This is a genomic window from Rahnella sp. CJA17(1/100), assembly GCF_963881615.1.
Classification (GTDB): domain Bacteria; phylum Pseudomonadota; class Gammaproteobacteria; order Enterobacterales; family Enterobacteriaceae; genus Rahnella; species Rahnella aceris.
On the sequence record NZ_CAWOJA010000011.1, the window covers coordinates 183387 to 205954 of the forward strand.

A 22568-nucleotide genomic window follows, 5' to 3' on the forward strand; every position below is an offset into this window, starting at 1 on the left:
ATGAGCCGCAACGATTTCCTGACCGGCATTCGTCAGCATAAATTCATGCAAACGCTGTTCCCGCCACCGGCTGAAAAATCCCATCCGCAGCAAGAATTTGGCCGTGCGCTGACCCTGATGGGCGGTATCTGGGATGACCGGTTCCTGCGGGCACCGCAAAATGGCTACACCACGCTGAATGCCTATCTGCGCGGGTTATATCCGGCAGACTCGCTGTTTTGCTCCGCCACGCCGGAGATTATCGCAGAGAGGAGTCTCGACGCCCGTACTCAGGCGGCATCGCTGAAAGATGTTGATGTCGGCGTGGTCCGTGCCTGTTTTGGTGTCGCAGAAACCGGCGCCGTCTTTCTCAGTGATCCGCAACTTTGTGTGAACACCCTCAGCGCGATGGCTAAAAACCTGGTCGTGCTGCTCGACGTTAACCACATCATCGAACATCTGCATCTCGCCCACCGTCAGCCGCAACCTTTCAATGCCCGCTACACCATTATGATCACCGGCCCGGCGGCGATGGCCGACAGCGAAAGTGCGCTGATGCTGGGTGCCAAAGGCGTCCAAAGCCTGCGGGTGATCGCGCTTTAAGTCCGAAAACCCACGGATCCTGCTGTACTCATCCCGCTTAAAATAACTCCTGTAAATAAAATAAATCCTATCTGATACAATCAGTAAACGGGTGCACAACGGGCGTGCCCTGACTTTTTACGGCAAGTGAGTGCGGCAACCATGAGCGTGATACAGAGCCTTATCAAACAAGCATTTGGAACCGGTAACAGCAACGAAGCAGCCACTTTCCTGGCCAGTGCGTGCAACCGGATGAAAGCCATGGATAAAACAACCATCGCCCGCGAAGTGGAAAGCGCGCTCAGAGGCATCAGTTTCAGCCGCGCCGAGACAGATAAGGCAAAAGTAAAAACTGTTTATAAAGACACCGCCGTCACGCTCGAAAAGCTCGCCTCACTGGAAAAACAGGTGTGCAGCCTGAAGAATGAACTGGCCGTTGCGCGTAACCAAACAGGCAAAGGCAATACAGAAGACGCTGAGCGGATGAAAGGGGAGTTGTTGCGTCTTAACACCCGCATCAGCGAACTGCTTCGACAATCTGACATACAGAAAAAGCAGCACGCCGATGAACTGGCATTGTTGCGTTCGCGCCAGCGTGCAGACGGCCATTCAAACTCCGCAGAACTCGATGCCGCCAACAGCCTGATTGCGTATACCGGCAGTCAGATGACCGCGATGGCGGCGGCGCGTGATGCGCTGCAACAGCGTTTAACCCGGCTGGAAACCGAGTCGGAACGCCGTGTGCGTGAGGAAGAAGATAAACGCCATGCCGCCAACCGCCGTGCTGACGGGAATTACGCCCTGCTCGGACAGCAGAAAGAACTGACGGCCGAGGCGAACCGTAAAATCACGCAGCTACGGGCCAGCCTGAAACTCGAAGAGTATGAAGGGCAGAACGCGAAGAACGAAAAGGCAAAACTGAAGAAGCAGATTGCCGAGCTGGAAGATGAAAACAGCCGCCTGGCCGAACGCTTGTGTGATAACGAAGAAGACTGCGAACGGCTCAGTAATGCGCTGGAAAGAACAAATCAGGAATTTGCTGCCTACAAAAAGCAAAAAGAACGCCTGACCCGCTGGATCCACATACCCGGCGCCATCATGGGGATTTCCGTCGTTGCGCTGGTATTGTACTCAGATGCCCAACCCGGACATCTGTTTGACAGTCTTGCCCCCGCTGTATTTCTGGGCAGCGTCGTCTATGCCCTTTCCCTGATGATTGCGTTTACCCGCAGGGCGTAACCGGGGGGCGGGTCTAAAGAGCCTCTGTTGTGGTCAGATAACAGAAGGGCTTCACTACCTTTTGTCTGGTACCTCTCATTATTAACACTTCCCGAATTCCCAATTCTGAGTAAACTCTATTCCCACAATTTCACCATGTGAATACAGTTTCCTCACACCCCGAAAAGCAGGATGCTTTTCACATGTCAGCCAGGGACCGGAATGAACACACTTTCCCGCTATTCTCTCGATATCTGGAACAGCCCGTACCATCTGGACGTGCTGAACTTTCGCGGCGAGGAATATCTCAGCGAGACTTTTTCCTACACCGTTGACGTCACCTGCCCCGAACCGGATATCGGTGCCGCGCAGATGCTGCGCCAGTTTGCCCGCTTTACCGTGGGCACGCCTTTCCAGCCTGAACGCGCCGTGTACGGCGTTATCCGTGACTTTCAGCGCCTGTCCACCTCCGCCGACGAAACCCTGTACCGGATCCGGACCGGGAACGCTACACCTCACTTGATGCGGCAACGGACAGCCTTTTAACGAAATAACAGGGACAATCACCAATGGATGACAATTTCGAAAAGGCGCTGGCATTTTTCACCCCGCCACCTGACAGCTGGGTCTGCAGCGGACAAAGAAAAATTGAGGCCGCAGGCCAGTGGATTTGGGAAACCCTGCAGGGAGATTTCAATACCGGACAAACCACCGGACAGGTCGTCACGGGGACGGTGATTTCCATGATCCCTTTTGTGGATCAGCTCTGCGATATCCGCGATCTGGTGGCGAACTGCAAAAAAATTAATGAAGACGACAGCGACACCTGGGCATGGGTTGCGTTATGCCTGACATTGATCGGCTGCTTCCCGGTGTTAGGGTCGCTGTGCAAGGGCGGATTTAAAGTCCTGTTTTTGTATTTGCGCAAAAGTCATCTGGATCAGCTAAACAACCCCGGCCAGCTTTACCGTGCTCTTGAAGGCGCCATCGGCTCATTGAACGATTTTCTGAATATGCCCGCCACGCGCAGCGCGCTGAAGTATCTGAAAATTTATAACCCTTACCGTTTCCTCGAGGAGAAATTACGCGGCGTGATCGACAGCCTGGACGTCTTCGACCTGTTAAGTGTTTTTGATGAGCTCCTCTCCGTCACCAAAAAACTTCTCGATAAAGTCACGGCCTGGGGCCCGGCATCGTTAAAGCAACCCGTAGCCGCGTTGTGGAACATGCTGATGGCAGTACGTCGCAACGCGGACCGGATGCTAAGTAAAGCCCTCGGCCCCGTCACGGATTTACTGGAAAAACTGGCAAACCGCCTGCGTGTTGAAGGTGACAATGCCTACCGCGCGCATGTGGGCACCAACGTACACCTCTACGGCGGCGAACGGGCGGCTAAAGAAGTGGAGATGTTTAAGCAGGAAAAACCGGATTGGGTGGATGTTGGGGTATCCGTGGAGAAATATAAGCCGATTAAAAAACTATCCAAACCACAAATCGTCCAAATTGACCAAGGCTGGCCAGACATTAAAAACATGCCTCACCGCAAAACACCTTTGAATGGGAAATTTAATACTTTCGATAATTCCATGACAGGCGTTGAAATTCCCCCGGGTGAAATTATCTATCGGGTCATTGACCCAAACTCTTCAGACAACAGCATCTGCTGGATGCGTAAGGCAGAGTTTGAAAAACTGACATCGAAAAGTGACTGGCGTAAAAACTTTGCCGTATGGAAAAGCTGGAATGAAAACGGGGAATATGTCGTTTACACCGTTCCGCCGGGGCAACCGCTTAAAGTCTGGGAAGGTCGCGCTGCAACACAAGTTAATGAGAATGCCAAAGAATATTCGCTGGAAGGTGGAGCGGTACAAATCGTACTGGACCCGTCGCAGCTTAGAAAAGAGTTTACCGGTGAGCGGCGTAAAACCGGCTGGGGCTATGGTGATGTGGCCGGTGACCCTGTCAGCCCTTATCTGGGGCTACCGAAGCTAGAGAATAAAAACAACTGGTATGAACCAAAAGGAAAAGAATAATGGGTATTTTACATCCGCAGGAATGTTACTTTTTAGAAAAATTTATCTCAGCAGAACATTATGCCGAAACCCGTGATGCCATTATTGCTTATATCGATGCACATGAGGAAGCACTGGCAAGATATAAACGTGAAATGCCGCTTAACGCCAGAAAGCTCCCACAGTGGCAACAGGCCGATGTGGTATGGGAGTCTCGGGTGATGCCTAATATCAGGCCAATGAAAGAACGATATATGAAAGCTTATATCCTACGAACTCATAACGATATCAAAGCATTCGATATCGGTCATGCTATGAGCAATATTAACAAAGGTATTGTCGAGTTTTGGAATGGCTGGATGAAGGAGGAGGATATTTTAAATATCTCTGAATTAGAATATAAAGCATCAGCATTAGACAATAGACTGTCATATACTTTGCGCGGCAATTGGGACGACGGGGATTTGACCTATACCGGCTGCGGAAGCTTATATTCAAACATTGAACTCCCAGCAAAAATACCTTGTTATGAACTTGATCCTTCCGTAAGAATAGAAATAGGACAAAATCCCGAACAAACAGGATTCTATCTTCCGGATATTAAGTTTGCACCAGCCCGGTTTATTCCCGAGGACTTTGGGCAACCAGTCCCTGCATCTCAGGGCATCAGGCGCAGTAACTGGTCAGACCCAGACACAGGTGAAAAAGATTACGGTTGGGAAGAAACTGAGTGGACCGAAACCGGCTGGACCCTTATCCGTCGGGTTGAAGGCGAATTTATCGATGTGCCGCCAGAAGGTTTTTTCCCAAAAGGATTACCGGAAGAATTATACGGCTGATCAAAGTGTTCGCCTTAGTCCGCCGTCAATAATTTTACTTCACTGCCCCCATTGCCGCCTGCTCAATCAGTGCGGCCACTTCTTTTGGATGTGATTCATAAACGGAATGGCTGGCGCCTGCGATTTCCACGGTGTGGCTGTGTGCGCGTTTGGCGTACATGCGTTCTAAATCAGGGTTAATGATCTTGTCGGACTTCGCCACCATGTACCAGCTCGGTTTCACTTTCCAGGCCGGATCAGGAATGTTCGCAGTAAATACGCTAGCGGATGTCAGCATCTGGGCCTGCGCTTCAAATTCAGCCTGTTTACGTGGCAGGTCTGCGGCGAAATCAGACGGGAAATTGGCCGGATTGATGTACAGGAAACCGTCCGGTGTTTTCACAAACGGATGCGCGGAGTTCGGGAATTTCTTACCGTTAATCGCTTCGGTTTCCCCGTTGTCCAGCGCATGCGCCGCGATATACACCAGCCCCGCTACGTGCGGATCGTTGCCTGCTTCAGTAATAATCGCGCCGCCATAACTGTGGCCGACCAAAATGGCAGGGCCGTTTTGTCTGTCCAGAATACGTTTAGTGGCTGCAACGTCATCGGCAAACGACGTCAGTGGTTCCTGTACCAGTGTCACTTTATAGCCATCGCGGGTCAGAATGTCATATACCGGACGCCAGCCAGAGCCGCCAACAAATGCGCCGTGAACCAGCACGATATTTTTCACTGGCGCAGCGGTGGCTGCCTGGGAACCGAACGCCGCAGTGGCGGCAAACAACAATGTTGAAACTACACGTAAACGCATGGCACGACCTCTTTTACTGTGATCAGAAATGAAACTCAGTGTGTGATGCCACTTTGCGTGTGGCGCTCTGACAGAGGAGTGACCTGCGGATGACAAAAAAGTCATAAAGCCGCTGACCCGCAGGATGCGGTGAAAACGTTTCCCCGGCTTTATTTGCGGGTATTTTAAGCGCTGTGAGAATTCTCCATTTTATATCTTTTGTAAAGACGCCACGGTTTCATTACATGGAACTTATCGTCTGAAAAAACAGCGATGAATATGCCGCTGTCTTGAAATAGTGGTCTATATTTATTCTGAAGTCTGCGCCTTCGTCTGGATTTCGAAAGATAAAAAGGAATTAGCCAGCTGAAAATATTCTCTGATAAATACGCATCAGGTGCATTTTTGTTTTCCGGTAAATAACCTAATTATCAGATGGTTGTATATTGTGTAATCGTTACCACTGAGGCGCGGATAAATACCGGGAGATCGTTGGATGATTTTTCGAATGAAAGCGGATGTTTATTTTGTGTCGGAATATAAACGGTATCAGACGAATAAAACCCTGTATTTTGCGCGGAGATAGAATTTGAAAATGGCCTCAGATGTACACTGCGTGCGGTATTTTGTTAAAAAGTTATATTTGTAAAGTTGCGTATGTACTAACAAGAAGAAAAAATCTATAGTGAGCCCCTTCACGGCTCTCAATCAGATTGGTCAATTTATGTCTACTTCTTATGTCCAGAATTGAGAGATGCGTCGTATTTTTTGACTCAACCTTTTAACGTAAAACAAAAGAACTCATAAAGTGAACGCCAAAACCTCTGCTTTTATCATCACGTTTTTGTCATTTTTTAACCCGGTATCAGTCAGTTACGCCCAGTCTTCGACAGCGTCGCCGAAAGATGATGCGGGTGACACCGCCGGCTCATCAACAATGATGGTCATCAAGCGTGAAAGCACCGGTAAATTATCCGAACTCGATACCCCGGCGGCAGTCAGCGTGATTGATGGCGGGGATTTCAGAAACAGCAAAGCGCAGGTCAATCTGTCTGAAAGCCTTGGCAGCGTCCCCGGTTTACAGGTTCAGAACCGCCAGAACTATGCGCAGGATCTGCAACTTTCCGTTCGCGGATTCGGCAGCCGTTCCATGTATGGCGTGCGCGGTGTGCGTATTTACGTTGATGGTATTCCTGCCACCATGCCGGACGGGCAGGGACAGACCTCCAATATCGATCTGAACTCGGTAGAGCGTGTTGAAGTGCTCCGCGGGCCGTTCTCAGCGCTGTACGGCAACGCCTCCGGCGGCGTGGTGAACGTCGATACCCAAACCGGTTCACAGCCTGCCAAACTGGAAGCGGGCACTTATTTCGGCAGCTACGGTTCGTTTCGTAACAGCGTCAAAGCCAGCGGCGCAACCGGCGACGGCACCCATGCCGGTGATGTGAATTACCTGATTTCCGGTTCCCGTTTCACCACTGACGGCTACCGTGACCATAGCGGTACGCAGAAAAATCTCGGCAACGGCAAACTGGGCGTGCGTATTGATGATGACAGCACCCTGACGCTGATGTTTAACAGCGTGTCCGTGGATGCCAACGATCCGGGTGGCCTGACAGAATCTGAATGGCATGATGACCCGAAGCAGGCCAAACGCGCCGATCAGTACAACGCACGTAAGAGTCTGGATCAGACTCAGGTCGGGTTACGCTATCAGCGTCAGATGGGCGAAAACGACGAGTTCAGCCTGATGACTTATCACGGCGAACGCCACACGACGCAGTACCAGACCATTCCGGCGGCATCGCAGAAAAATCCGCTGAACGCGGGCGGGGTGATTGTTCTGGAACGTAAGTATTCCGGTGTGGATACCCGCTGGAAACATGACGATCAGATAGGTTCCGTGCCGTTTTCCGTCACCGGCGGTCTGGATTATGAAACCATGACCGAGCGTCGTTTCGGTTATGAAAACTTCAATGATGAAGGCGATCTGGGCGTGAAAGGCGACGAACGCCGTAACGAAAAGAACGTGATGTGGAACCTCGATCCCTATCTGCAAACCACGTGGAACCTGACATCGCGCTGGACGCTGGATGCCGGTGCGCGCTACAGCACCGTGAGTTTTGACTCACAGGATTATTACATTACCGGCAGCAACCCTGATGACAGCGGTTCGCGCCGTTATCACAAACTGCTGCCGATGGCGTCACTGAACTATGCCGTGACGCCTGCACTGAACACCTATATTTCGGCCGGGCGCGGTTTCGAAACGCCGACCATTAACGAGCTTTCTTACCGCACCGACGGTAAATCTGGCCTGAATCTGGGACTGGAACCTTCCACCAGTAACACCGTGGAACTGGGCAGCAAATGGCGCGTGGGCAACGGTTTAGTGACCGCTGCCGTCTTCCAGACCGATACCGATGACGAGCTGATTGTGGCACAAAGTGTCGGCGGGCGGTCGAGCTACACCAACGCCGGTAAGACACGCCGTCGCGGTCTGGAACTGTCGTTAGATCAGCAGATTGAAGAAAACTGGCGCGTGAAAATGGCCTGGACGCTGCTCGATGCTACTTTCCGCAACGAGACCTGTGGCGCGGGTGATTGCACACCAGCAGGCAACCGACTGCCGGGTATTGCGCGCAACATGGGCTACGCTTCTCTTGAGTGGGCACCGGTTGACGGCTGGCACGCGGGCGCCGATGTGCGATACATGAGCGACATTGAAGTAAACGACGAAAACAGTGAACAGGCCCCCGCTTATACCGTGGCCAGCGTGAATGCGGGTTACCGCTTCAACTGGAACAAAGTGACGCTCGATTTGTTTACCCGCGTCGACAACCTGTTCGACAGAAATTATGTCGGTTCTGTGATTGTTAATGAAGGCAATGGCCGTTATTTCGAACCGGCACCTGGCAGAAACTACGGTGGCGGCGCTACGCTTTCTTATAGTTTCGAATAACTTTTAGTCAGTACGTTCAGTCAGCAGAACAACGAACCACGCGGTGCTGCCCGTTACCTGCACTTTTTGACGCGGGGCAGCACATGCAAGGAATGACACCCGGTGAGAACCGGATGTTCTTGAAGATTCGGGCTATGCCTGAATCGACGATTATAAAAAATCAGTAAGGTCATCAACTATGGAAACGAAAGCCTCGTTATCACGCATCGTCGTCATAATTACCGCTTTGTTCGCCGCGTTAAGCGGGATTTATCTTCTTGTCGGCGGTATCTGGCTGGCAAAATTAGGTGGTTCTCTTTATTACATTATTGCCGGTGTTATCTCGCTGGTTACCGCGTGGTTGCTGTATCGCCGTCGCTCTTCTGCATTACTGCTGTACGCAATCTTCCTGTTCGGCACCACGGTGTGGGCGGTGTGGGAAGTAGGCACAGACTTCTGGGCACTGACGCCGCGTTTAGACGTCACCTTCTTCCTGGGCCTGTGGATCCTGCTGCCGGTTGTGTATAACCAGATGCTGGCGAAAAACGCTTTCGCACGCGGCGCTCTGGCCGTTTCCCTGCTGTTCACCGTGATTGTGCTGGCGTACTCCGTCTTCAACGATCCGCAGGAAATCAACGGCACCCTTAAAGCTGCCGATGCTGCACCGGCGGCAACCGATTCCGGCGTTCCTGCCAGTGACTGGCCGGCCTATGGCCGTACTCAGGGCGGTACCCGTTACTCGCCACTGAACCAGATCAACGATAAAAACGTCAGCAAGCTCGACGTGGCCTGGACTTTCCGTACCGGTGATCTGAAGACCCCGAACGATCCGGGCGAAATCACTGACGAAGTGACGCCAATCAAAATCGGCGACATGCTTTACCTGTGTACGCCGCACCAGAAGCTGTTTGCTCTGGATGCCGCGACCGGTAAAGAGAAGTGGAAGTTCGATCCGCAGCTCAATTCTAACCCGACCTTCCAGCACGTGACCTGTCGCGGTGTGTCTTATCACGAGACCACACCTGCTGCACAAGGTGATGCGGCTAATGGCGCAGCGCCTGCTGTCTGTTCACGTCGTATCATTCTGCCCGTCAACGATGGACGTCTGTTTGCGCTGGACGCTGAAACCGGCGCACGTTGCCCGGCATTCGGTAACAACGGTGAGCTGAACCTGCAAGGCAACATGCCTTACGCAACGCCAGGCCACTACGAGCCAACGTCACCGCCAATCATCACTAAATCTGTGATCATCGTGGCGGGTGCGGTTACCGATAACTACTCAAACCGCGAGCCTTCCGGCGTGATCCGTGGCTTTGATGTGGAAACCGGCAAACTGCTGTGGGCCTTCGATCCGGGTGCGGCTGAACCGAACAAAATCCCTGAAGATGGTCAGCACTTCACGCCAAACTCCCCGAACTCATGGGCGCCTGCGGCTTATGATGACAAACTGGATCTGGTCTACCTGCCAATCGGCGTAGCGACACCAGATATCTGGGGCGGCAACCGTACTCCGGAAATGGAACGTTATGCGAGCGGCCTGCTGGCGCTGAATGCGACCACCGGTAAACTGGCGTGGTTCTATCAGACCGTTCATCACGACCTGTGGGATATGGACGTTCCGGCGCAGCCAACGCTGGCTGATATCACTGACAAGAGCGGCAACAAAGTTCCTGCGATTTATGTACCGACTAAAACCGGTAACATCTTCGTGTTGGATCGCCGTGACGGTAAGCTGATTGTTGATGCACCTGAAAAACCTGTTCCGCAAGGCGCAGCGAAAGGCGACCACGTTTCTCCGACTCAGCCGTTCTCCGAACTGACTTTCCGTCCGGAAGCCAAACTGACCGGTAAAGACATGTGGGGCGCAACGATCTATGACCAGCTGATGTGTCGTGTGATCTTCCACAAACTGCGTTATGAAGGCACCTTCACACCGCCATCCGAGCAGGGCACGCTGGTGTTCCCGGGTAACCTCGGTATGTTCGAGTGGGGCGGTATTTCTGTGGATACCGACCGTCAGGTGGCTATCGCTAACCCGATCGCACTGCCGTTCGTGTCTAAACTGATCCCACGTGGTCCTGGCAACCCTATGGAGCCAGATGAGAACGATAAAGGTGGTTCCGGTACTGAGACTGGCATTCAGCCACAGTACGGCGTGCCATTTGGCGTGACGCTGAACCCGTTCCTGTCTCCGCTGGGCTTCCCATGTAAACAGCCTTCATGGGGTTACATCTCCGGCGTTGACCTGAAAACCAACGATATCGTGTGGAAAAAACGTATCGGTACCGTGCGTGACAGCTCACCATTACCGCTGCCGTTCAAAATGGGTATGCCAATGTTGGGCGCACCGATTTCTACCGCCGGTAATGTGTTCTTCATCGCAGCGACCGCAGATAACTACCTGCGTGCATTTGATATGAGCAACGGTGACAAACTGTGGGAAGCTCGTCTGCCAGCAGGTGGCCAGGCGACCCCGATGACTTACTCTGTGAATGGCAAACAGTACGTTGTTATCGCAGCAGGCGGTCACGGTTCGTTCGGCACCAAACTGGGCGATTACATCATCGCTTACGCACTGCCAGACGCTGACGCTAAATAATTAGCTGTCATAAGCTCTGAAATCTGAAAGGCCGCGAAAGCGGCCTTTTTTATGGCTACAACGCCCGTAGCCATCACGCCGTGGCCGATAAAGCAATTTTCCCCGACAGTGACATATTCACAAATAAAGGTATGCGACTGGATTTTTGTCCCCCGTCCGATGCTGGTGTTGGCCTGAATTTCCACAAAGGGCCCGACAAAAACGTCATCACCGAGAATACAGTCATACACATTAGCGGGTTCGTAAATCACCACATCCTGGCCTGCTTTCACATTACGGATTGTCACGCACATTGATGACCTTACGCAGATGGGCAACATCTTTTAGCGGTGGCAGACCAAAGATGCGGGCGTAATCCCTGTTAAACTGGGGCACACTCCTGTACCCCACTTCCTGGGCAACAAACGTCACGCTTTGTTGCCTGCCTAATAACATCGTTCTGGCATGAAGTAGCCTAACGCGCTTTTGATACTGTAAAGGACTCATGGCCGTGACGGCTTTAAAGTGACGATGAAAAGCCGATACGCTCATCGCCTCCCGTTCGGCCAATGATTCAACGACAAACTCTTCTGTAAAATTATGTCTTAACCAGCGAATGGCATTGCCGATTCGGGCCAACATCGTGCCCGGAGAAGCAATGTCCCTCAGCATCCAGCCATGAGGTCCTTTCAATACGTGATACAGAATTTCGCGCTCATAATTGGGCGCGAGGGCGGGGATATCGTCGGGGGTCTTCATCAGACGCAGCATTCTGACCCACGCATCAAGAAGTTCCGATGTCACTGAGGCAACAGAGAACGCGCCTTCCGGTCTGTTTTTCATGGCTGATTGAGGTAAATCGTCCAGCATAGCAGCCACCCGTTGAGGTTCCAGGGTCAGACTCACCGCCAGATACGGTTCTCCCGTCGCAGACGGATGAACAGCACCCACTGCAGGTAAATCAACCGACATCACAAAATACGAGGCAGGGTCATAGTTGAAAACCCGGTCGCCCACCGTCATCGACTTACTTCCCCTGAGGATCAGATTGATCATTGGCTCATAAACCGCAGCCAGTGCCGAAGCCGGAATATTTCCCTGAACCATCGCGACGCGTGGGATCCCCGTCTCCGTTCGCCAGTTGCTGGCGTGTGCGGCAAGACCACAAAGCTCATCAAGCTGGGATTGCATCATCATGTCTTACATCCTCGGTCTCATCGTTGAAAGGAGCATAAAGCAGAAACAGGCAAGAATCGAGCAGGAACACGGAAGCCCCTGTTTGACCCTTATCTTACTATTACTCCAACGCAAACACAGAGAAAGGAAACATCATGAAAGTTATTCTTGTAACAGGTGGAAGCAGTGGTATCGGAGCCAGTACGGCTATCCAGTGTGCCGCACGCGGTATGGGCGTGGTACTCACCTACCATAATCATCCCGAAGCCGCTGACAAGGTTATCAAACAAATCGAAGCGACTGGCGGTAAGGCTATCGCTGTCCAGCTTGACGTTTCGCGCTCTGAAACTTTCCTTACCTTTAGGAAGACCCTTGAGGATTTACTACACCGTTTCTGGCAACGTTCTGATTTTGATGTACTGATCAACAATGCCGGTTTCGGCCTTTTTAACCCGATTGAAACGGTGACAGAAAATGAGTTCGACAGTCTGTTCAATGTTCACCTTAAAGGCCCGTTCTTCCTGACACAGGCTCTTTTGCCCGTCCTTGCTGATGGGGGGCACATCGTGAATGTGACCAGCGCAACGACCCGAGTTGCGACTTCAGGCGTGGCGCCTTATGCCGCTTTCAAAGGAGGGCTCGAGGTACTGACACGCTATATGGCCAAGGAGTTTGGGCCACGCCGTATTCGCGCAAACGCTATTTCTCCAGGTGCAATTCGTACCGGCCTGGGCGGCGGCCTGAATGATGAGTTCGAAGCCTTACTCGCTTCACAAACAGCGCTTGGACGCGTTGGGGAGCCTGACGATGTAGGTAAGGTCATTGCGAGTCTGGTGTCGGATGAAAATGGCTGGGTTAATGCTCAGTCCATCGAAGTGGCTGGCGGCTATCACATTTAATGATGACAGGAGGCTCTATGATCGATCATATCTTTCTATCGGTGACTGAAATCGGGCGTTCCGTTGCGTTTTACACCGCAGCCCTGGCGCCTCTCGGCGTCACCGTTCGCCTGGACTATGACGGAAATGATGGGCCGCCGGGGCATCCTGACCTCAAAGGCTTTGGTGCCAACGGCCGGATATTTTTCTGGCTGCGCGAGGGGGACGCTGCAGGCGGGGCCACGCACGTTGGCTTTGTCGCCAATAGCAAAGAAAGGGTTGATGAAGCCTATGCCGCAGCAATGAGTGCGGGAGCCGCTGACAATGGTGCGCCGGGCGCACGCCTTTATTATGATCCCCGTTATTACGCTGCCGGCGTTATCGATCCCGACGGCTACACCCTGGAATTCGTCTATAAAAGTTGGCAGCACACCTCATCATGAAAACATTACTTATTTACGGTGCCACCGGTTATACCGGACGCATGATTGCCAAACAGGCAAAAGACGCTGGTCTCAATTTCGTGATTGCCGGCAGAAATAGAGAAAAACTGGATGAACTGGCGAAAACATTGGACGTAAGGGCCCATGCTTTTGCGTTGGATGATGCCGGGGCTCTCCCTCGTCATTTAGACGGGATAACGGTTGTATTGAACTGCGCCGGTCCTTTTGCTCACACCTCAGAATCACTGATGCGAGCCTCCATTATTCAGGGTGTTCATTACCTGGATATTACTGCAGAAATCAACGTTTATCGGCTGGTGGAGTCACTGCATGATCTCGCCTCCACGGCCAGGGTCATGTTACTGCCTGGTGTGGGATGGGATGTTGTGCCAACGGATTGTCTCGCGGTGACGATAGCTGAAAAGGTGCATGAGCCTGTACGCTTGAGAATTGCGCTGCAGGTTGCAGGCTCAATGTCACGGGGTTCGGCCTTCAGTGTGGGAGAGATTATCAGCGCGGGTCTGCTTGCCAGGGTCAATGGTGAACTGACGACGAAAACCGATGCCAAAACAGACTTTTTTGATTTTGGTGAAGGGAAAGTAGAATGTGCGCCACTCTCTTTCGGTGATCTTGTTACTGCATGGCATTCAACCGGCATTCCAAATATTGAAATGTATGTCCATGTGAGTGGCGATGCCTTTCCATCCGGAGATTTATCACGCTTGCCTGATGGCCCCTCTCAGGAAGAGCGCGCAGGTAATGTCGCTCGTGCAGTGGTAGAAATGACCGGGGTTGATGGTGACATTCACCATGCAGTCATTGAAACGGTCAACGGATATTCCTATACGCCACTCGCTGCGGTCGAAGCCGCCAGACGGGTGCTTAGCGGAGCAAGCCAGCCTGGATTTCAGACGCCGGCTAAAGTATTTGGTGCAGATTTTGCGCTGAGTATTCAAGGGACGCGTATTTCCATACTCTGAGCCATAGGTGTGTAAAGCCATGCTAAAGCTGCGTGGCAGTTGACTGGTTTTATCAGCAGGCAAGTTGATTATGCAGCTTCAGTCTGACTGGCCAGTCATCTATCAACTTTCCTCGGTTAATCAGCACCGCTGCCGCTTATTGGCCATACCTGGCAGTGGATATATCGCGTCTGACGCCAGGCAGCCATATCATTACGCGTTTGTCTGCGCATTGCACAGCGGATCGCCGTTCTAAGCGCGGCAGTCAGTCTCGAGCATCTGTTCAATAAGATTGCGCACCGTTGGCAATCGCTCATGCCTTCGAAATAGTGCCGCCACCTCCGAAACAATAGCAGGGCCGGCAATTTCTCTGAAAACGACATTCGGCAATTGAATCGTGTTGATCAGCACACTGGGAATGATTGCGACACCCATACCCAGCGCTACTTGTGTCAACACCGCAACCAGAGTTCCGGGCGACGAGACGATATGTGGATCGAATTTTCCACGCCTTGCGACCTCACGCAAGCCCAGACCTTGTTCTGGGATCACAAACGACTCATTGGAAAGCGCGCGCGGGAGTATGTCCGTCGACATCTTCGACAGAGCGTGGTCTGCCGGCAGAGCCACACAGAATCGGTCCCGTGCCATGACATGGCTGGAGACAGACAGAGGCAGATGCACGGGCGTTCGGACAAAAGCCAAATCTATCCTGCCTTCCTCAAGGAGCGGCATGATCTGCTCGGTGGGTAATTCCTTCGTGTTAAGCATAACGTCGGGCCATTTATTGCGAAACCGCTGGACCTGTTCCTGGAGTACCCCGAAAAATGCCGCTGAACCAACATAACCTATCTCCACTCTTCCAACCTGACCACGCCCGGCGCGTCGGCCCACGTTGATCGCTCTCTCAAGCTGTTCGAGTGTTGCACGCGCTTCCGTCAAAAATATCTCTCCGGCTGGCGTCAGATGAACTGTTCGTTTTGTTCGGTTAAATAGACGCGCTTGCAGCATGCGCTCCACCTCCTGAATCTGTGCGGTGAGGGTGGGTGCAGACACGCCCAACTGCTCAGCTGATCGAGAGAAGTGCAGATTTTCAGCAACAGTGATGAATGAACGGAGATGACGTATATCCATGGTAGTCGAATTTCCTATTCAGTTTTACTGAATTATAAGAACAAATCACTTTAATGAACTGAATTATTTTCTCTGTTTAAATCAATGAACCTTCCTTCTCAGGAGTTAACTATGTATCACCTTTCCAATCTCACCACATCCCTTGTACTTGCCGGGTCTCTTGCGCTGGCTTCACTGCCTGCAACGGCAATCGAGTTGCCGAGCCAGCCAGTGCTGACTCTCTCCGTCGCTCAGCAGGTACTCACCGCTGCACAAGACAAAGCGCAAACGTCCGGGTGGCCGTGCGTGATCGCAGTTGTCGATAGTGCTGGCTCGCCCATCGCTCTGGTACGCATGGATAACGCGGCTGTGCCGGCAGGCGTCGAACTTGCTCCAGGCAAGGCACGGACCGCAGCTCTTTTTCGTCGACCCAGCGGTGCATTAGAGGACGCAGTCAATGGTTCAAGACCGGCCGCCATTACCGCCCAGGGCTTCGTTCTGATGCGTGGTGGCCTTCCAATCGTCTTTAATGGTCACACTGTGGGAGCGATCGGGGTATCCGCAGACACGCCCCAACATGATGAAGAAATCGCTCAAGCCGGGTTAGCGGCTTTCAATAAAAAGCTCACACCGTGATGAATCATGCAGTTTCTGCACGGGAGAAAAGAGAGCCTTATCCACCACGTGAGGAATGTTCCCAATGACGATGCGTAACCGGAAACTTGCACAGACAGGAGAGGCGGGGGCTATCATTTTCGATCTGGATGGTACTCTTGTCGATTCAGTGAGCGATATGACAGCCGAAATAAACAAATTACTGGTCGAAAGAGAGCTTGAGCCTCTGCTCGTCAAAACTACTTCAAAATTTCTCGGTGACGGAATGAGGTCATTTGCCAGGCGAGCATTCAGCTTACGTGGCATGAATGACCGGGAAGACGCGCTGAATACCTTCGTCTCGCGCTACCGACGTTCGGCCCATTCGCTCACGACTCCTTATGAAGGTGTAAAGGAGACGCTTAGCGCCTTGCGCGAGAGGGGATGGCGGATATCCGTCTGTACAAATAAAGACGAATCGATTGCCACTGCTATTCTCAAAGAAACTGGCCTGTTGAAGTATATGGATGTTGTATGTGGTGGAGACACCGTCTCCTTTCAGAAACCTGACCCCAGACACCTACACGCAGTTGTAGCACGTGCCGATTACGGTAAGCTTCATAAGATAATGATCGGAGACAATAAGAATGATTTTGAGGCCGCCCAGGGATACGAAATGTCGTTTGCATTTGCCAATTGGGGTTATGGATCTCTGGTGGACGAGAGTGAAGCAGTCATTCTCAGAAAATTCATAGATATTCTCGACTTCGTGGATTTACCATCTTGATGAACCATCGTGTATTTGTTGACCACTTCAATGCCGGATGGCAGGGAAATCTGGACATAGGTTTCGCTATTTCCCGCAGCCTGTCACTTGCGGATAATTGCGGCAAACCAGCATGAGTTTATGTTTCGGTTCAAAACCTTTATCCAGCATGCATTGCTGAACTTTCGCGGCCTTAAGAATGGTCGGAACGAAAGGAACCGAGCCTAGCGGTTTCGGATATCCGCATTCATACATCATTTGTAACGCGAGCTTATCGTTCTCCACAGCGTGTGAAAAATGCAGTGAGGCGCCCGCTTTACGCCAGCTGATGAGCTGTGACTCATCCCGGCCTGAATCCGGTTTGATCGGGTGAAAACCCTTATCGGCGACAAAAGGTAGCGCTTCGAGCTGTCGCTGACTGAGCGGATGTCCCTGTTGTTTCTCGATGCAGGCAGGGGTGTTTTTGTAGTAATCGCAAATATGGAAATCGCCCTTATAGGTAAATCCTTTCCCCTCCATGCACTGGTAATACAGCACCGTTTCATTGTCGGTAAAAGAAGGTTCCGGCCCCGGAAGCGGGACGCCGCATTGCCCCATCGCAACCCGCGCGTCATCTATGGTGCTGCCAGGGCGCTGCCACTGCGTTAAATCAGGCGGGGGCGGACACCCGGTGAGCAGAAAAACCGAACCGATCAGTGCAGATGAAGAAACCAGAGAAGTGATGCGGGGCATAAAAATCCTTTTTAATAATAATGTTATAGAATTCTTTGACTCCCTTAATGCAGCGGGAGTGGCATGAGAAGGATAACTTTAGTTCAGTTTCAGGAAACAGAAGCGTTTATATGTCCTGAAGTAAGGAGAAGACAGATGACCGTTGTTTTGGATGAAGGCACGCCAGCGGCTGAAACTCTGGCGTGACACTGCGCGGAACTAAGAAGCACAGCCCTCTGGCTTAAATACCCGTGTTATGGACGCCGGATTATTGGCCAGTTTATTGGCCGGTCTGCGCGGACGGGCAACGAGTTCTCCGCCACAGTTGGGGCATATCCCGTGAAGTTTGTCTTCGGCACAGGTTACACAGAATGTGCATTCAAACGAGCAAATTCTGGCATCAGCAGCAGGGGGGAGATCGGTATTGCAACACTCGCAGTTGGGTCTCAGTTCCAGCATAGAATTTATCCTTCAACAGTATGACTTCAGGGATAACCATCAGACGTTCGCCGGTCTGTTTCGTCATAAACATATCCTGAAACAGGTGTTTGGGAAAGATCCGGCGCAAGGACTGACCGGAATAACAAAACATCTGCGGCAATCGCTGGAATGCGTATCAGAACCCGTTGATTTAAGCAGAGCGCCTGTGAGGGCGCTCCGGGTTGAGCTGTTTACTCTATCGACAACCGGTAAACCCGCAGGCGATACCCGTCAGGATCCAACGCGAGAAAGGTATAGCCGAAATCCATCTCAACAGGTTCCTGCATTATCTCAATTCCCTTATCGCGCCAGAGAGAGCAGAGAGCATCGACCTGTTCATTGCTGTCAGCAGAAAAGACGATCTCACCATTTCCGGCATAACCTTCAGCGGCGGGTTCGACAGTATGCTTTGACCAAAGGCCCAGCCTCATCCCTGAGGGTAGAACAAACATGGCGAAAGTGGCTGAAACCTCAACGGGTTGTTTTTCCAGAAGTTCTTCATAGAATCTGGCGCTGACCTGCGGATTGTTGACGTACAAAATAACAAAGTTTGAATCAATCATTAGTGGCTCCTCAGGAATGAAAAGACATCCGGTTTGATGTCTGTTACTGAGTATCTTAGTGGCCACCACTGCCAGTTTCTGTCAGGAGTGATTCGGGTTACTGAGGTGAGATTTGTTCCTTATCCTGCCACTCTTTCAGCAATCTCTGACGCCGCCTTGGGTAGCGCTCATCCGTTCGTTTGAGAGACATAATGCAGTCGGTGCGGAAATGACGAAAGCTCTGACGCGACTCGCACCATGCGATCAGTATCTGAACCTGATCGAAATAACCGAGGGCAAATGGCCAGATCACCCGGGAGGAACTTTCATTTTTCAGGCTGCGATAAACAATTTCAATTTTACGTTCGTCTTTAATTGCCTGACGGATTTGCGGCAACAAGGCTGCGTCTGCGCCAGAATTGTCTGCTGGGCCGATGAGTAAGGTTGTCGATTCCAAAGACATGCGCAGATCTTCGGGCAGCACCGCTGCAATTTTGGCAAGCGCGTTTTTTGCTGCCGCGCTCAGTTGCCCGTCGCTACGTCTGGATACCCAGCGGGAACCCAACACCAGTGCCTGGATTTCATCCTCGGAAAACATCAGAGGAGGAAGCATGAAACCGGGACGCAAAATATATCCCAGCCCCGGCTCGCCCTGAATATCGGCTCCCTGCTCCTGCAATGTTGCGATATCCCGGTAGAGCGTTCTGACGCTGATATTGAGTTCCGCAGCCAGCGTTAACCCGGTCACCGGAAACCGGTGGCGGCGGAGGATCTGAATTAAATCAAGCAAACGCTGGGAACGGGACACGGTGTTACTCTCTTAGGTATCGGTTATCTATTATTTCCATTATTTCTCCGCCTGCAAGTGACCGCGCTGACCTCGCAAGCGGCTCAGGCTGATCAGCATCGCCAGCACCGTCGCCATCACCGCGACCCACAAACTGACCTTCACCGCCTGCGCTTCGTGTAACACCGTGCTGGCAGAATAAAGTGTCAGGATAATGCCGACGCACGCCGTTCCCAGACACTGTCCGAAGGTGCGCATGATCGCCAGCACGCCGGAGGCATAGCCGCTGTTTTCCCGTGAAGCGTTGGAGAGCATTTCACGGTTGTTCGGACTCTGGAAACAGCCGAAGCCCAGTCCGCAGATAAAGCTTCTCAGGCCGATATCCCAGACCTGGGGTTGCGCAGGAAGTTGCGCGAGTAACAGTAATCCCACCGCAAATACCGCCAGACCCACAGTAGAAATAATGGCGGCCGGATAACGGTCGGCAAGGCGTCCTGCATGCGGTGCCGCCAGAATAATCCCCAGCGGCCAGGGCGTGAAAAGTAATGCGGAAACAAAGGCGCTGTAACCGTAAACGCTCTGAAACAGGAACGGCAGCGCGACAAAGGTGATGCCCTGGCTGACGAATGAGGCCAGCGAGGTGAAGGCCGCCAGCGTGAACCGGGTGGAGGCAAACATGCCGAGCGGCAGCAGCGGTTTTGGCGCCCGACGCTGACGCCAGACAAAGGCCACGCCTGCAATTATCGCCGTCAGGCCATAGGTTATGGCGGTGGCAAGTTTGTCATTTCCCGGATGCGCAAAGGATTCTGCCGCCATAATCAGCGCGCCCAGTGCGACTGCCGATAAAATCGCCCCGGCAGTATCAAACGGCTGGCGCGTACTGGCGGGGTTTGATGGCACCACGCGCAGCGTAAGAATGACCGCAATAATGCCGAGCGGAATATTGATCGCGAACAGCCACTGCCAGCTCATCGCCGATAATATTGTCCCGCCCAGCACCGGCGCGACAGCGGTGCTGGTGGCGATCATCAGAGCATTCAGCCCCAGTATTCGCCCGAGAAGGCGGTTGGGGAAAACGGAGCGCAATATCGCCGGGCCAATACTCAGCGTGGCTGCTGCGCCAATTCCCTGAAGCACCCGCATGATAATTAACATGTTGAGCGACGATGCCAACGCACAACCCAAAGAGGCAAGGGTGAACACCGTCAGTCCGGCGGCAAACAGCGGACGGAAACCGATGTGGCTGGCCAGCGCGGCGAAGATTGCCAGTGTCATGGACGCCGACAGCAGATAACCGTTCGACACCCAGACCGCTGCACCTGCCGAGATATCCAGTGCATGTGCAATCTGTGGCAGGGCGATGTTGACCATCGAACCGTCGAATACCGCCATCGTTGCCATGATCATCACGGCGGCCATGGCAAATCCCCGTTCACGGCCGGGTAATCCTTCATCGCCTGGTTTGTCGGAAAATAATTCCATAACGCATTCGCCTTATTGATATTGAGTCAGGTAACTATACCGGCAGGTAATATAGTGCGGAAGACGCAGCATCTGCACTTAATACCTGCACCAAACGCCTTCTCTCATTATTGCCGTTGCGTTACTCTGTTCAGATGACTGAACCCGATCTGAACTTACTTATTGCACTTGATGTGCTGCTGGCTGAAGCAAGTGTAGCCGCTGCTGCCCGACGTCTGGGATTAAGCGCCTCTGCCATGAGCCGTACACTGGGTCGCCTGCGCGAAACCACCGGCGATCCGCTGCTGGTGCGCGCCGGACGAAATATGGTGCTGACGCCTTATGCCGAAGAAATCCGCCAGCGCACCCGGAATGTGGCGTTTGAGGCGCGCGCCCTGTTGCGGCCTTCATCAGCAGATTTCAATTTAGCCAGACTTGAGCGTACTTTCCTGATCCGTTCCAACGATGGTTTTGTGGTGGCATTTGGCGCGGCGATGATTGCCGCCGCTGCGCAGGTGGCCCCGTCCGTATGTTTGCGATTTATGCCAAAACCGGAAAAAACCTCAAATGCCTTGCGGGAAGGGCGGGTGGATCTTGAGATTGGTGTTTTAGGCGAAATGGGACCGGAAATTCGTTTGCAAACTTTGTTCCGCGACAGGTTTATGGGCGTGGTGAGAAAAGGTCATCCGCTGGCGCTTAAGAAAACGATTACCGCGCACGAATACGTGTCGTTCGGGCATGTTGTCGTTTCACGTCGCAACAACACTTACGGACCTGTGGATGACGCGCTGGCCGAAGTCGGGCTGAAAAGGAAAATTGCCGCCGTCGTGCCGGGTTTTTCCGCCGCCCTGGCGATTGCGCAAAACTCCGATCTGGTGGCGCTGATCCCCGCGTCATTCCTGATTGCTGAGCCAGACCGGTTATATGCTTTCGAACTGCCGCTGGAAACCCGTGAAATCACGATTTCCCAGATGTGGCATCCGCGTTCAGAAGTGGACCCTGCGCACCGCTGGCTGCGGCAACTGGTGTTGGGTGTGTGTCGGGATAAGGTGCCGCTGTAACGCGTTACTCTACCTCCAGATAATGCCTGAGGGTCATCCGCAGGTCAGGCGTTAATTCTTTGATGTTATTCAGCATCCAGCGCAGGTACATCGGGTCGTCTTCGGCGATTTCAGCAATTTTTCTGCCGCGATATTTCCCAAACATCATGGTGCTGACCAGCGCAGGGCGGCCGGTAATGGTCACCATTTCTTCCGGTGTCCAGCCTGATTCATCCATGATGCGGATAAGTAACGCGGCGGTGATATAGCAGTCAAACAGTGCGCGGTGATGATGCAGATCCGCAGGCGTTGCCACGTCCAGCTTGAGGGATTTGTAGAGCGCCATGTTGCTGTATTTGATCCCCGGCCATAAACGGCGGGAAAGTTTCACGGTGCAAATCCAGTCACCCGGCATATCGGGTAGCATGCGCTGGTCAAAGCTGGCGTTATGGGCCACATAATATTGGCTGCCGTGATAACGTGGAATGATCTCTTCAATCCACGGTTTGTCGGCCACCATGGCCTCGGTAATTTTGTGGATGGCCATTGCCTGATGGCTTATCGGCCGGTCGGGGCGCACCAGATCACTCATCGGGTTGACGATTTTCCCGTCTTCAATGTCGACCGAAGCCACTTCAACCACGCCGCCTTGTAATCCACAAGTTTCCGTATCAATAACGCGCAACATATTCCACTC

Annotated in this window: 21 protein-coding genes and 2 pseudogenes; 13 read left to right on the top strand and 10 right to left on the bottom strand. The window is 52.5% G+C overall.

What is annotated here, in order from left to right; translation table 11 throughout:
* From AACU55_RS07150 to AACU55_RS07170, 5 genes and pseudogenes are all read left to right on the top strand, one after another.
* The gene (locus AACU55_RS07150) at positions 1 to 582 is read left to right on the top strand and encodes a LutC/YkgG family protein (protein WP_037032739.1); all 582 of its coding nucleotides are present in this window, start codon (positions 1 to 3) and stop codon (positions 580 to 582) included.
* Between the two features lie 240 nt (positions 583 to 822).
* A complete protein-coding gene (locus AACU55_RS07155) occupies positions 823 to 1800 on the top strand; it encodes a hypothetical protein (protein ID WP_240785613.1) in 978 nt (325 codons plus the stop codon).
* Between the two features lie 201 nt (positions 1801 to 2001).
* Positions 2002 to 2274: pseudogene (locus AACU55_RS07160) on the top strand (contractile injection system protein, VgrG/Pvc8 family); the annotation flags it as partial.
* Positions 2275 to 2348: 74 nt separating this feature from the next.
* Positions 2349 to 3812 carry a hypothetical protein gene (locus tag AACU55_RS07165; RefSeq protein ID WP_134705312.1) on the top strand — a complete coding sequence of 488 codons (1464 nt, stop codon included), beginning with the start codon at positions 2349 to 2351 and terminating at the stop codon, positions 3810 to 3812.
* Positions 3812 to 4630: a hypothetical protein gene (locus tag AACU55_RS07170; RefSeq protein WP_013578035.1), complete on the top strand. Its 819-nt coding sequence runs from the start codon at positions 3812 to 3814 to the stop codon at positions 4628 to 4630. The genes AACU55_RS07165 and AACU55_RS07170 overlap by 1 nt, the downstream gene beginning before the upstream one ends.
* A gap of 34 nt (positions 4631 to 4664) precedes the next feature.
* Here AACU55_RS07170 and AACU55_RS07175 read toward each other — a convergent pair whose 3' ends face one another.
* Positions 4665 to 5423: an alpha/beta hydrolase gene (locus AACU55_RS07175; RefSeq protein ID WP_134705313.1), complete on the bottom strand. Its 759-nt coding sequence runs from the start codon at positions 5421 to 5423 to the stop codon at positions 4665 to 4667.
* Positions 5424 to 6210: 787 nt separating this feature from the next.
* Here AACU55_RS07175 and pqqU point away from each other — a divergent pair.
* Positions 6211 to 8364: a TonB-dependent receptor PqqU gene (gene pqqU / locus AACU55_RS07180; protein WP_013578037.1), complete on the top strand. Its 2154-nt coding sequence runs from the start codon at positions 6211 to 6213 to the stop codon at positions 8362 to 8364.
* Between the two features lie 178 nt (positions 8365 to 8542).
* Complete coding sequence (locus AACU55_RS07185) at positions 8543 to 10942, top strand: glucose/quinate/shikimate family membrane-bound PQQ-dependent dehydrogenase (protein WP_013578038.1); 2400 nt, start codon at positions 8543 to 8545, stop codon at positions 10940 to 10942.
* Positions 10943 to 11013: 71 nt separating this feature from the next.
* Here the strand turns inward: AACU55_RS07185 and AACU55_RS07190 are convergent.
* Both AACU55_RS07190 and AACU55_RS07195 read right to left on the bottom strand, forming a co-directional pair.
* A pseudogene (locus AACU55_RS07190) lies at positions 11014 to 11235 on the bottom strand (hypothetical protein); the annotation flags it as partial.
* Positions 11216 to 12118: an AraC family transcriptional regulator gene (locus tag AACU55_RS07195; RefSeq protein WP_013578040.1), complete on the bottom strand. Its 903-nt coding sequence runs from the start codon at positions 12116 to 12118 to the stop codon at positions 11216 to 11218. The pseudogene AACU55_RS07190 and the gene AACU55_RS07195, both read right to left, overlap by 20 nt.
* Before the next feature lie 134 nt (positions 12119 to 12252).
* Between AACU55_RS07195 and AACU55_RS07200 the strand changes: the two genes are divergently transcribed.
* The 3 genes from AACU55_RS07200 to AACU55_RS07210 are packed head-to-tail and all read left to right on the top strand — an operon-like array spanning position 12253 to position 14398.
* Positions 12253 to 12996, top strand: coding sequence for an SDR family NAD(P)-dependent oxidoreductase (locus tag AACU55_RS07200; protein ID WP_037032745.1), 744 nt, complete (start codon positions 12253 to 12255; stop codon positions 12994 to 12996).
* A gap of 17 nt (positions 12997 to 13013) precedes the next feature.
* Positions 13014 to 13418, top strand: coding sequence for a VOC family protein (locus AACU55_RS07205; protein WP_013578042.1), 405 nt, complete (start codon positions 13014 to 13016; stop codon positions 13416 to 13418).
* Positions 13415 to 14398 (top strand): saccharopine dehydrogenase family protein, encoded by a 984-nt coding sequence (locus AACU55_RS07210; protein ID WP_134705315.1) that lies wholly within the window; start codon positions 13415 to 13417, stop codon positions 14396 to 14398. Before AACU55_RS07205 ends, AACU55_RS07210 begins: the two co-directional genes overlap by 4 nt.
* Positions 14399 to 14629: 231 nt before the next feature.
* Here the strand turns inward: AACU55_RS07210 and AACU55_RS07215 are convergent, their stop codons facing one another.
* Positions 14630 to 15511 carry a LysR family transcriptional regulator gene (locus AACU55_RS07215; RefSeq protein ID WP_134705316.1) on the bottom strand — a complete coding sequence of 294 codons (882 nt, stop codon included), beginning with the start codon at positions 15509 to 15511 and terminating at the stop codon, positions 14630 to 14632.
* 111 nt (positions 15512 to 15622) lie between these two features.
* Between AACU55_RS07215 and AACU55_RS07220 the strand changes: the two genes are divergently transcribed.
* Together AACU55_RS07220 and AACU55_RS07225 are read left to right on the top strand one after the other, a co-directional pair.
* Entirely contained in the window at positions 15623 to 16126 is a 504-nt protein-coding gene (locus tag AACU55_RS07220; RefSeq protein ID WP_037032748.1) for a GlcG/HbpS family heme-binding protein, read from the top strand.
* Positions 16127 to 16190: 64 nt separating this feature from the next.
* The gene (locus AACU55_RS07225; protein ID WP_167686123.1) at positions 16191 to 16871 is read left to right on the top strand and encodes an HAD-IA family hydrolase; all 681 of its coding nucleotides are present in this window, start codon (positions 16191 to 16193) and stop codon (positions 16869 to 16871) included.
* Positions 16872 to 16937: 66 nt separating this feature from the next.
* On the opposite strand, the gene AACU55_RS07230 is transcribed toward AACU55_RS07225, so the two are convergent.
* From AACU55_RS07230 to AACU55_RS07250, 5 genes are all read right to left on the bottom strand, one after another.
* Positions 16938 to 17582, bottom strand: a complete 645-nt coding sequence (locus AACU55_RS07230; protein ID WP_013578045.1) for a hypothetical protein — start codon at positions 17580 to 17582, stop codon at positions 16938 to 16940.
* A 198-nt stretch (positions 17583 to 17780) separates the two neighbouring features.
* Positions 17781 to 18020 (bottom strand): DUF1272 domain-containing protein, encoded by a 240-nt coding sequence (locus AACU55_RS07235; RefSeq protein WP_072012244.1) that lies wholly within the window; start codon positions 18018 to 18020, stop codon positions 17781 to 17783.
* A 212-nt stretch (positions 18021 to 18232) separates the two neighbouring features.
* The gene (locus AACU55_RS07240) at positions 18233 to 18604 is read right to left on the bottom strand and encodes a VOC family protein (RefSeq protein WP_037032749.1); all 372 of its coding nucleotides are present in this window, start codon (positions 18602 to 18604) and stop codon (positions 18233 to 18235) included.
* A 97-nt stretch (positions 18605 to 18701) separates the two neighbouring features.
* Positions 18702 to 19391, bottom strand: coding sequence for a helix-turn-helix transcriptional regulator (locus AACU55_RS07245; RefSeq protein ID WP_013578048.1), 690 nt, complete (start codon positions 19389 to 19391; stop codon positions 18702 to 18704).
* A 39-nt stretch (positions 19392 to 19430) separates the two neighbouring features.
* On the bottom strand, positions 19431 to 20852 hold the full coding sequence (locus tag AACU55_RS07250; protein ID WP_134705318.1) for an MFS transporter: 1422 nt from the start codon (positions 20850 to 20852) through the stop codon (positions 19431 to 19433).
* Between the two features lie 134 nt (positions 20853 to 20986).
* On the opposite strand from AACU55_RS07250, the gene AACU55_RS07255 reads away from it, so the two are divergent.
* On the top strand, positions 20987 to 21892 hold the full coding sequence (locus AACU55_RS07255) for a LysR family transcriptional regulator (RefSeq protein ID WP_112151461.1): 906 nt from the start codon (positions 20987 to 20989) through the stop codon (positions 21890 to 21892).
* Between the two features lie 4 nt (positions 21893 to 21896).
* Here the strand turns inward: AACU55_RS07255 and exoX are convergent, their stop codons facing one another.
* On the bottom strand, positions 21897 to 22559 hold the full coding sequence (gene exoX, locus AACU55_RS07260; RefSeq protein ID WP_013578051.1) for an exodeoxyribonuclease X: 663 nt from the start codon (positions 22557 to 22559) through the stop codon (positions 21897 to 21899).
* Between the last annotated feature and the right edge of the window lie 9 nt (positions 22560 to 22568).

Bases quoted from the DNA above. Each gene is read 5' to 3' on its own strand.
- AACU55_RS07150 (WP_037032739.1), top strand. From the start codon at position 1: ATGAGCCGCAACGATTTCCTGACCGGCATTCGTCAGCATAAATTCATG.
- AACU55_RS07155 (WP_240785613.1), top strand. From the start codon at position 823: ATGGATAAAACAACCATCGCCCGCGAAGTGGAAAGCGCGCTCAGAGGC.
- AACU55_RS07165 (WP_134705312.1), top strand. From the start codon at position 2,349: ATGGATGACAATTTCGAAAAGGCGCTGGCATTTTTCACCCCGCCACCT.
- AACU55_RS07170 (WP_013578035.1), top strand. From the start codon at position 3,812: ATGGGTATTTTACATCCGCAGGAATGTTACTTTTTAGAAAAATTTATC.
- AACU55_RS07175 (WP_134705313.1), bottom strand. From the start codon at position 5,423: ATGCGTTTACGTGTAGTTTCAACATTGTTGTTTGCCGCCACTGCGGCG.
- AACU55_RS07185 (WP_013578038.1), top strand. From the start codon at position 8,543: ATGGAAACGAAAGCCTCGTTATCACGCATCGTCGTCATAATTACCGCT.
- AACU55_RS07195 (WP_013578040.1), bottom strand. From the start codon at position 12,118: ATGATGATGCAATCCCAGCTTGATGAGCTTTGTGGTCTTGCCGCACAC.
- AACU55_RS07200 (WP_037032745.1), top strand. From the start codon at position 12,253: ATGAAAGTTATTCTTGTAACAGGTGGAAGCAGTGGTATCGGAGCCAGT.
- AACU55_RS07205 (WP_013578042.1), top strand. From the start codon at position 13,014: ATGATCGATCATATCTTTCTATCGGTGACTGAAATCGGGCGTTCCGTT.
- AACU55_RS07210 (WP_134705315.1), top strand. From the start codon at position 13,415: ATGAAAACATTACTTATTTACGGTGCCACCGGTTATACCGGACGCATG.
- AACU55_RS07215 (WP_134705316.1), bottom strand. From the start codon at position 15,511: ATGGATATACGTCATCTCCGTTCATTCATCACTGTTGCTGAAAATCTG.
- AACU55_RS07220 (WP_037032748.1), top strand. From the start codon at position 15,623: ATGTATCACCTTTCCAATCTCACCACATCCCTTGTACTTGCCGGGTCT.
- AACU55_RS07225 (WP_167686123.1), top strand. From the start codon at position 16,191: ATGACGATGCGTAACCGGAAACTTGCACAGACAGGAGAGGCGGGGGCT.
- AACU55_RS07230 (WP_013578045.1), bottom strand. From the start codon at position 17,582: ATGCCCCGCATCACTTCTCTGGTTTCTTCATCTGCACTGATCGGTTCG.
- AACU55_RS07235 (WP_072012244.1), bottom strand. From the start codon at position 18,020: ATGCTGGAACTGAGACCCAACTGCGAGTGTTGCAATACCGATCTCCCC.
- AACU55_RS07240 (WP_037032749.1), bottom strand. From the start codon at position 18,604: ATGATTGATTCAAACTTTGTTATTTTGTACGTCAACAATCCGCAGGTC.
- AACU55_RS07250 (WP_134705318.1), bottom strand. From the start codon at position 20,852: ATGGAATTATTTTCCGACAAACCAGGCGATGAAGGATTACCCGGCCGT.
- AACU55_RS07255 (WP_112151461.1), top strand. From the start codon at position 20,987: ATGACTGAACCCGATCTGAACTTACTTATTGCACTTGATGTGCTGCTG.
- exoX (WP_013578051.1), bottom strand. From the start codon at position 22,559: ATGTTGCGCGTTATTGATACGGAAACTTGTGGATTACAAGGCGGCGTG.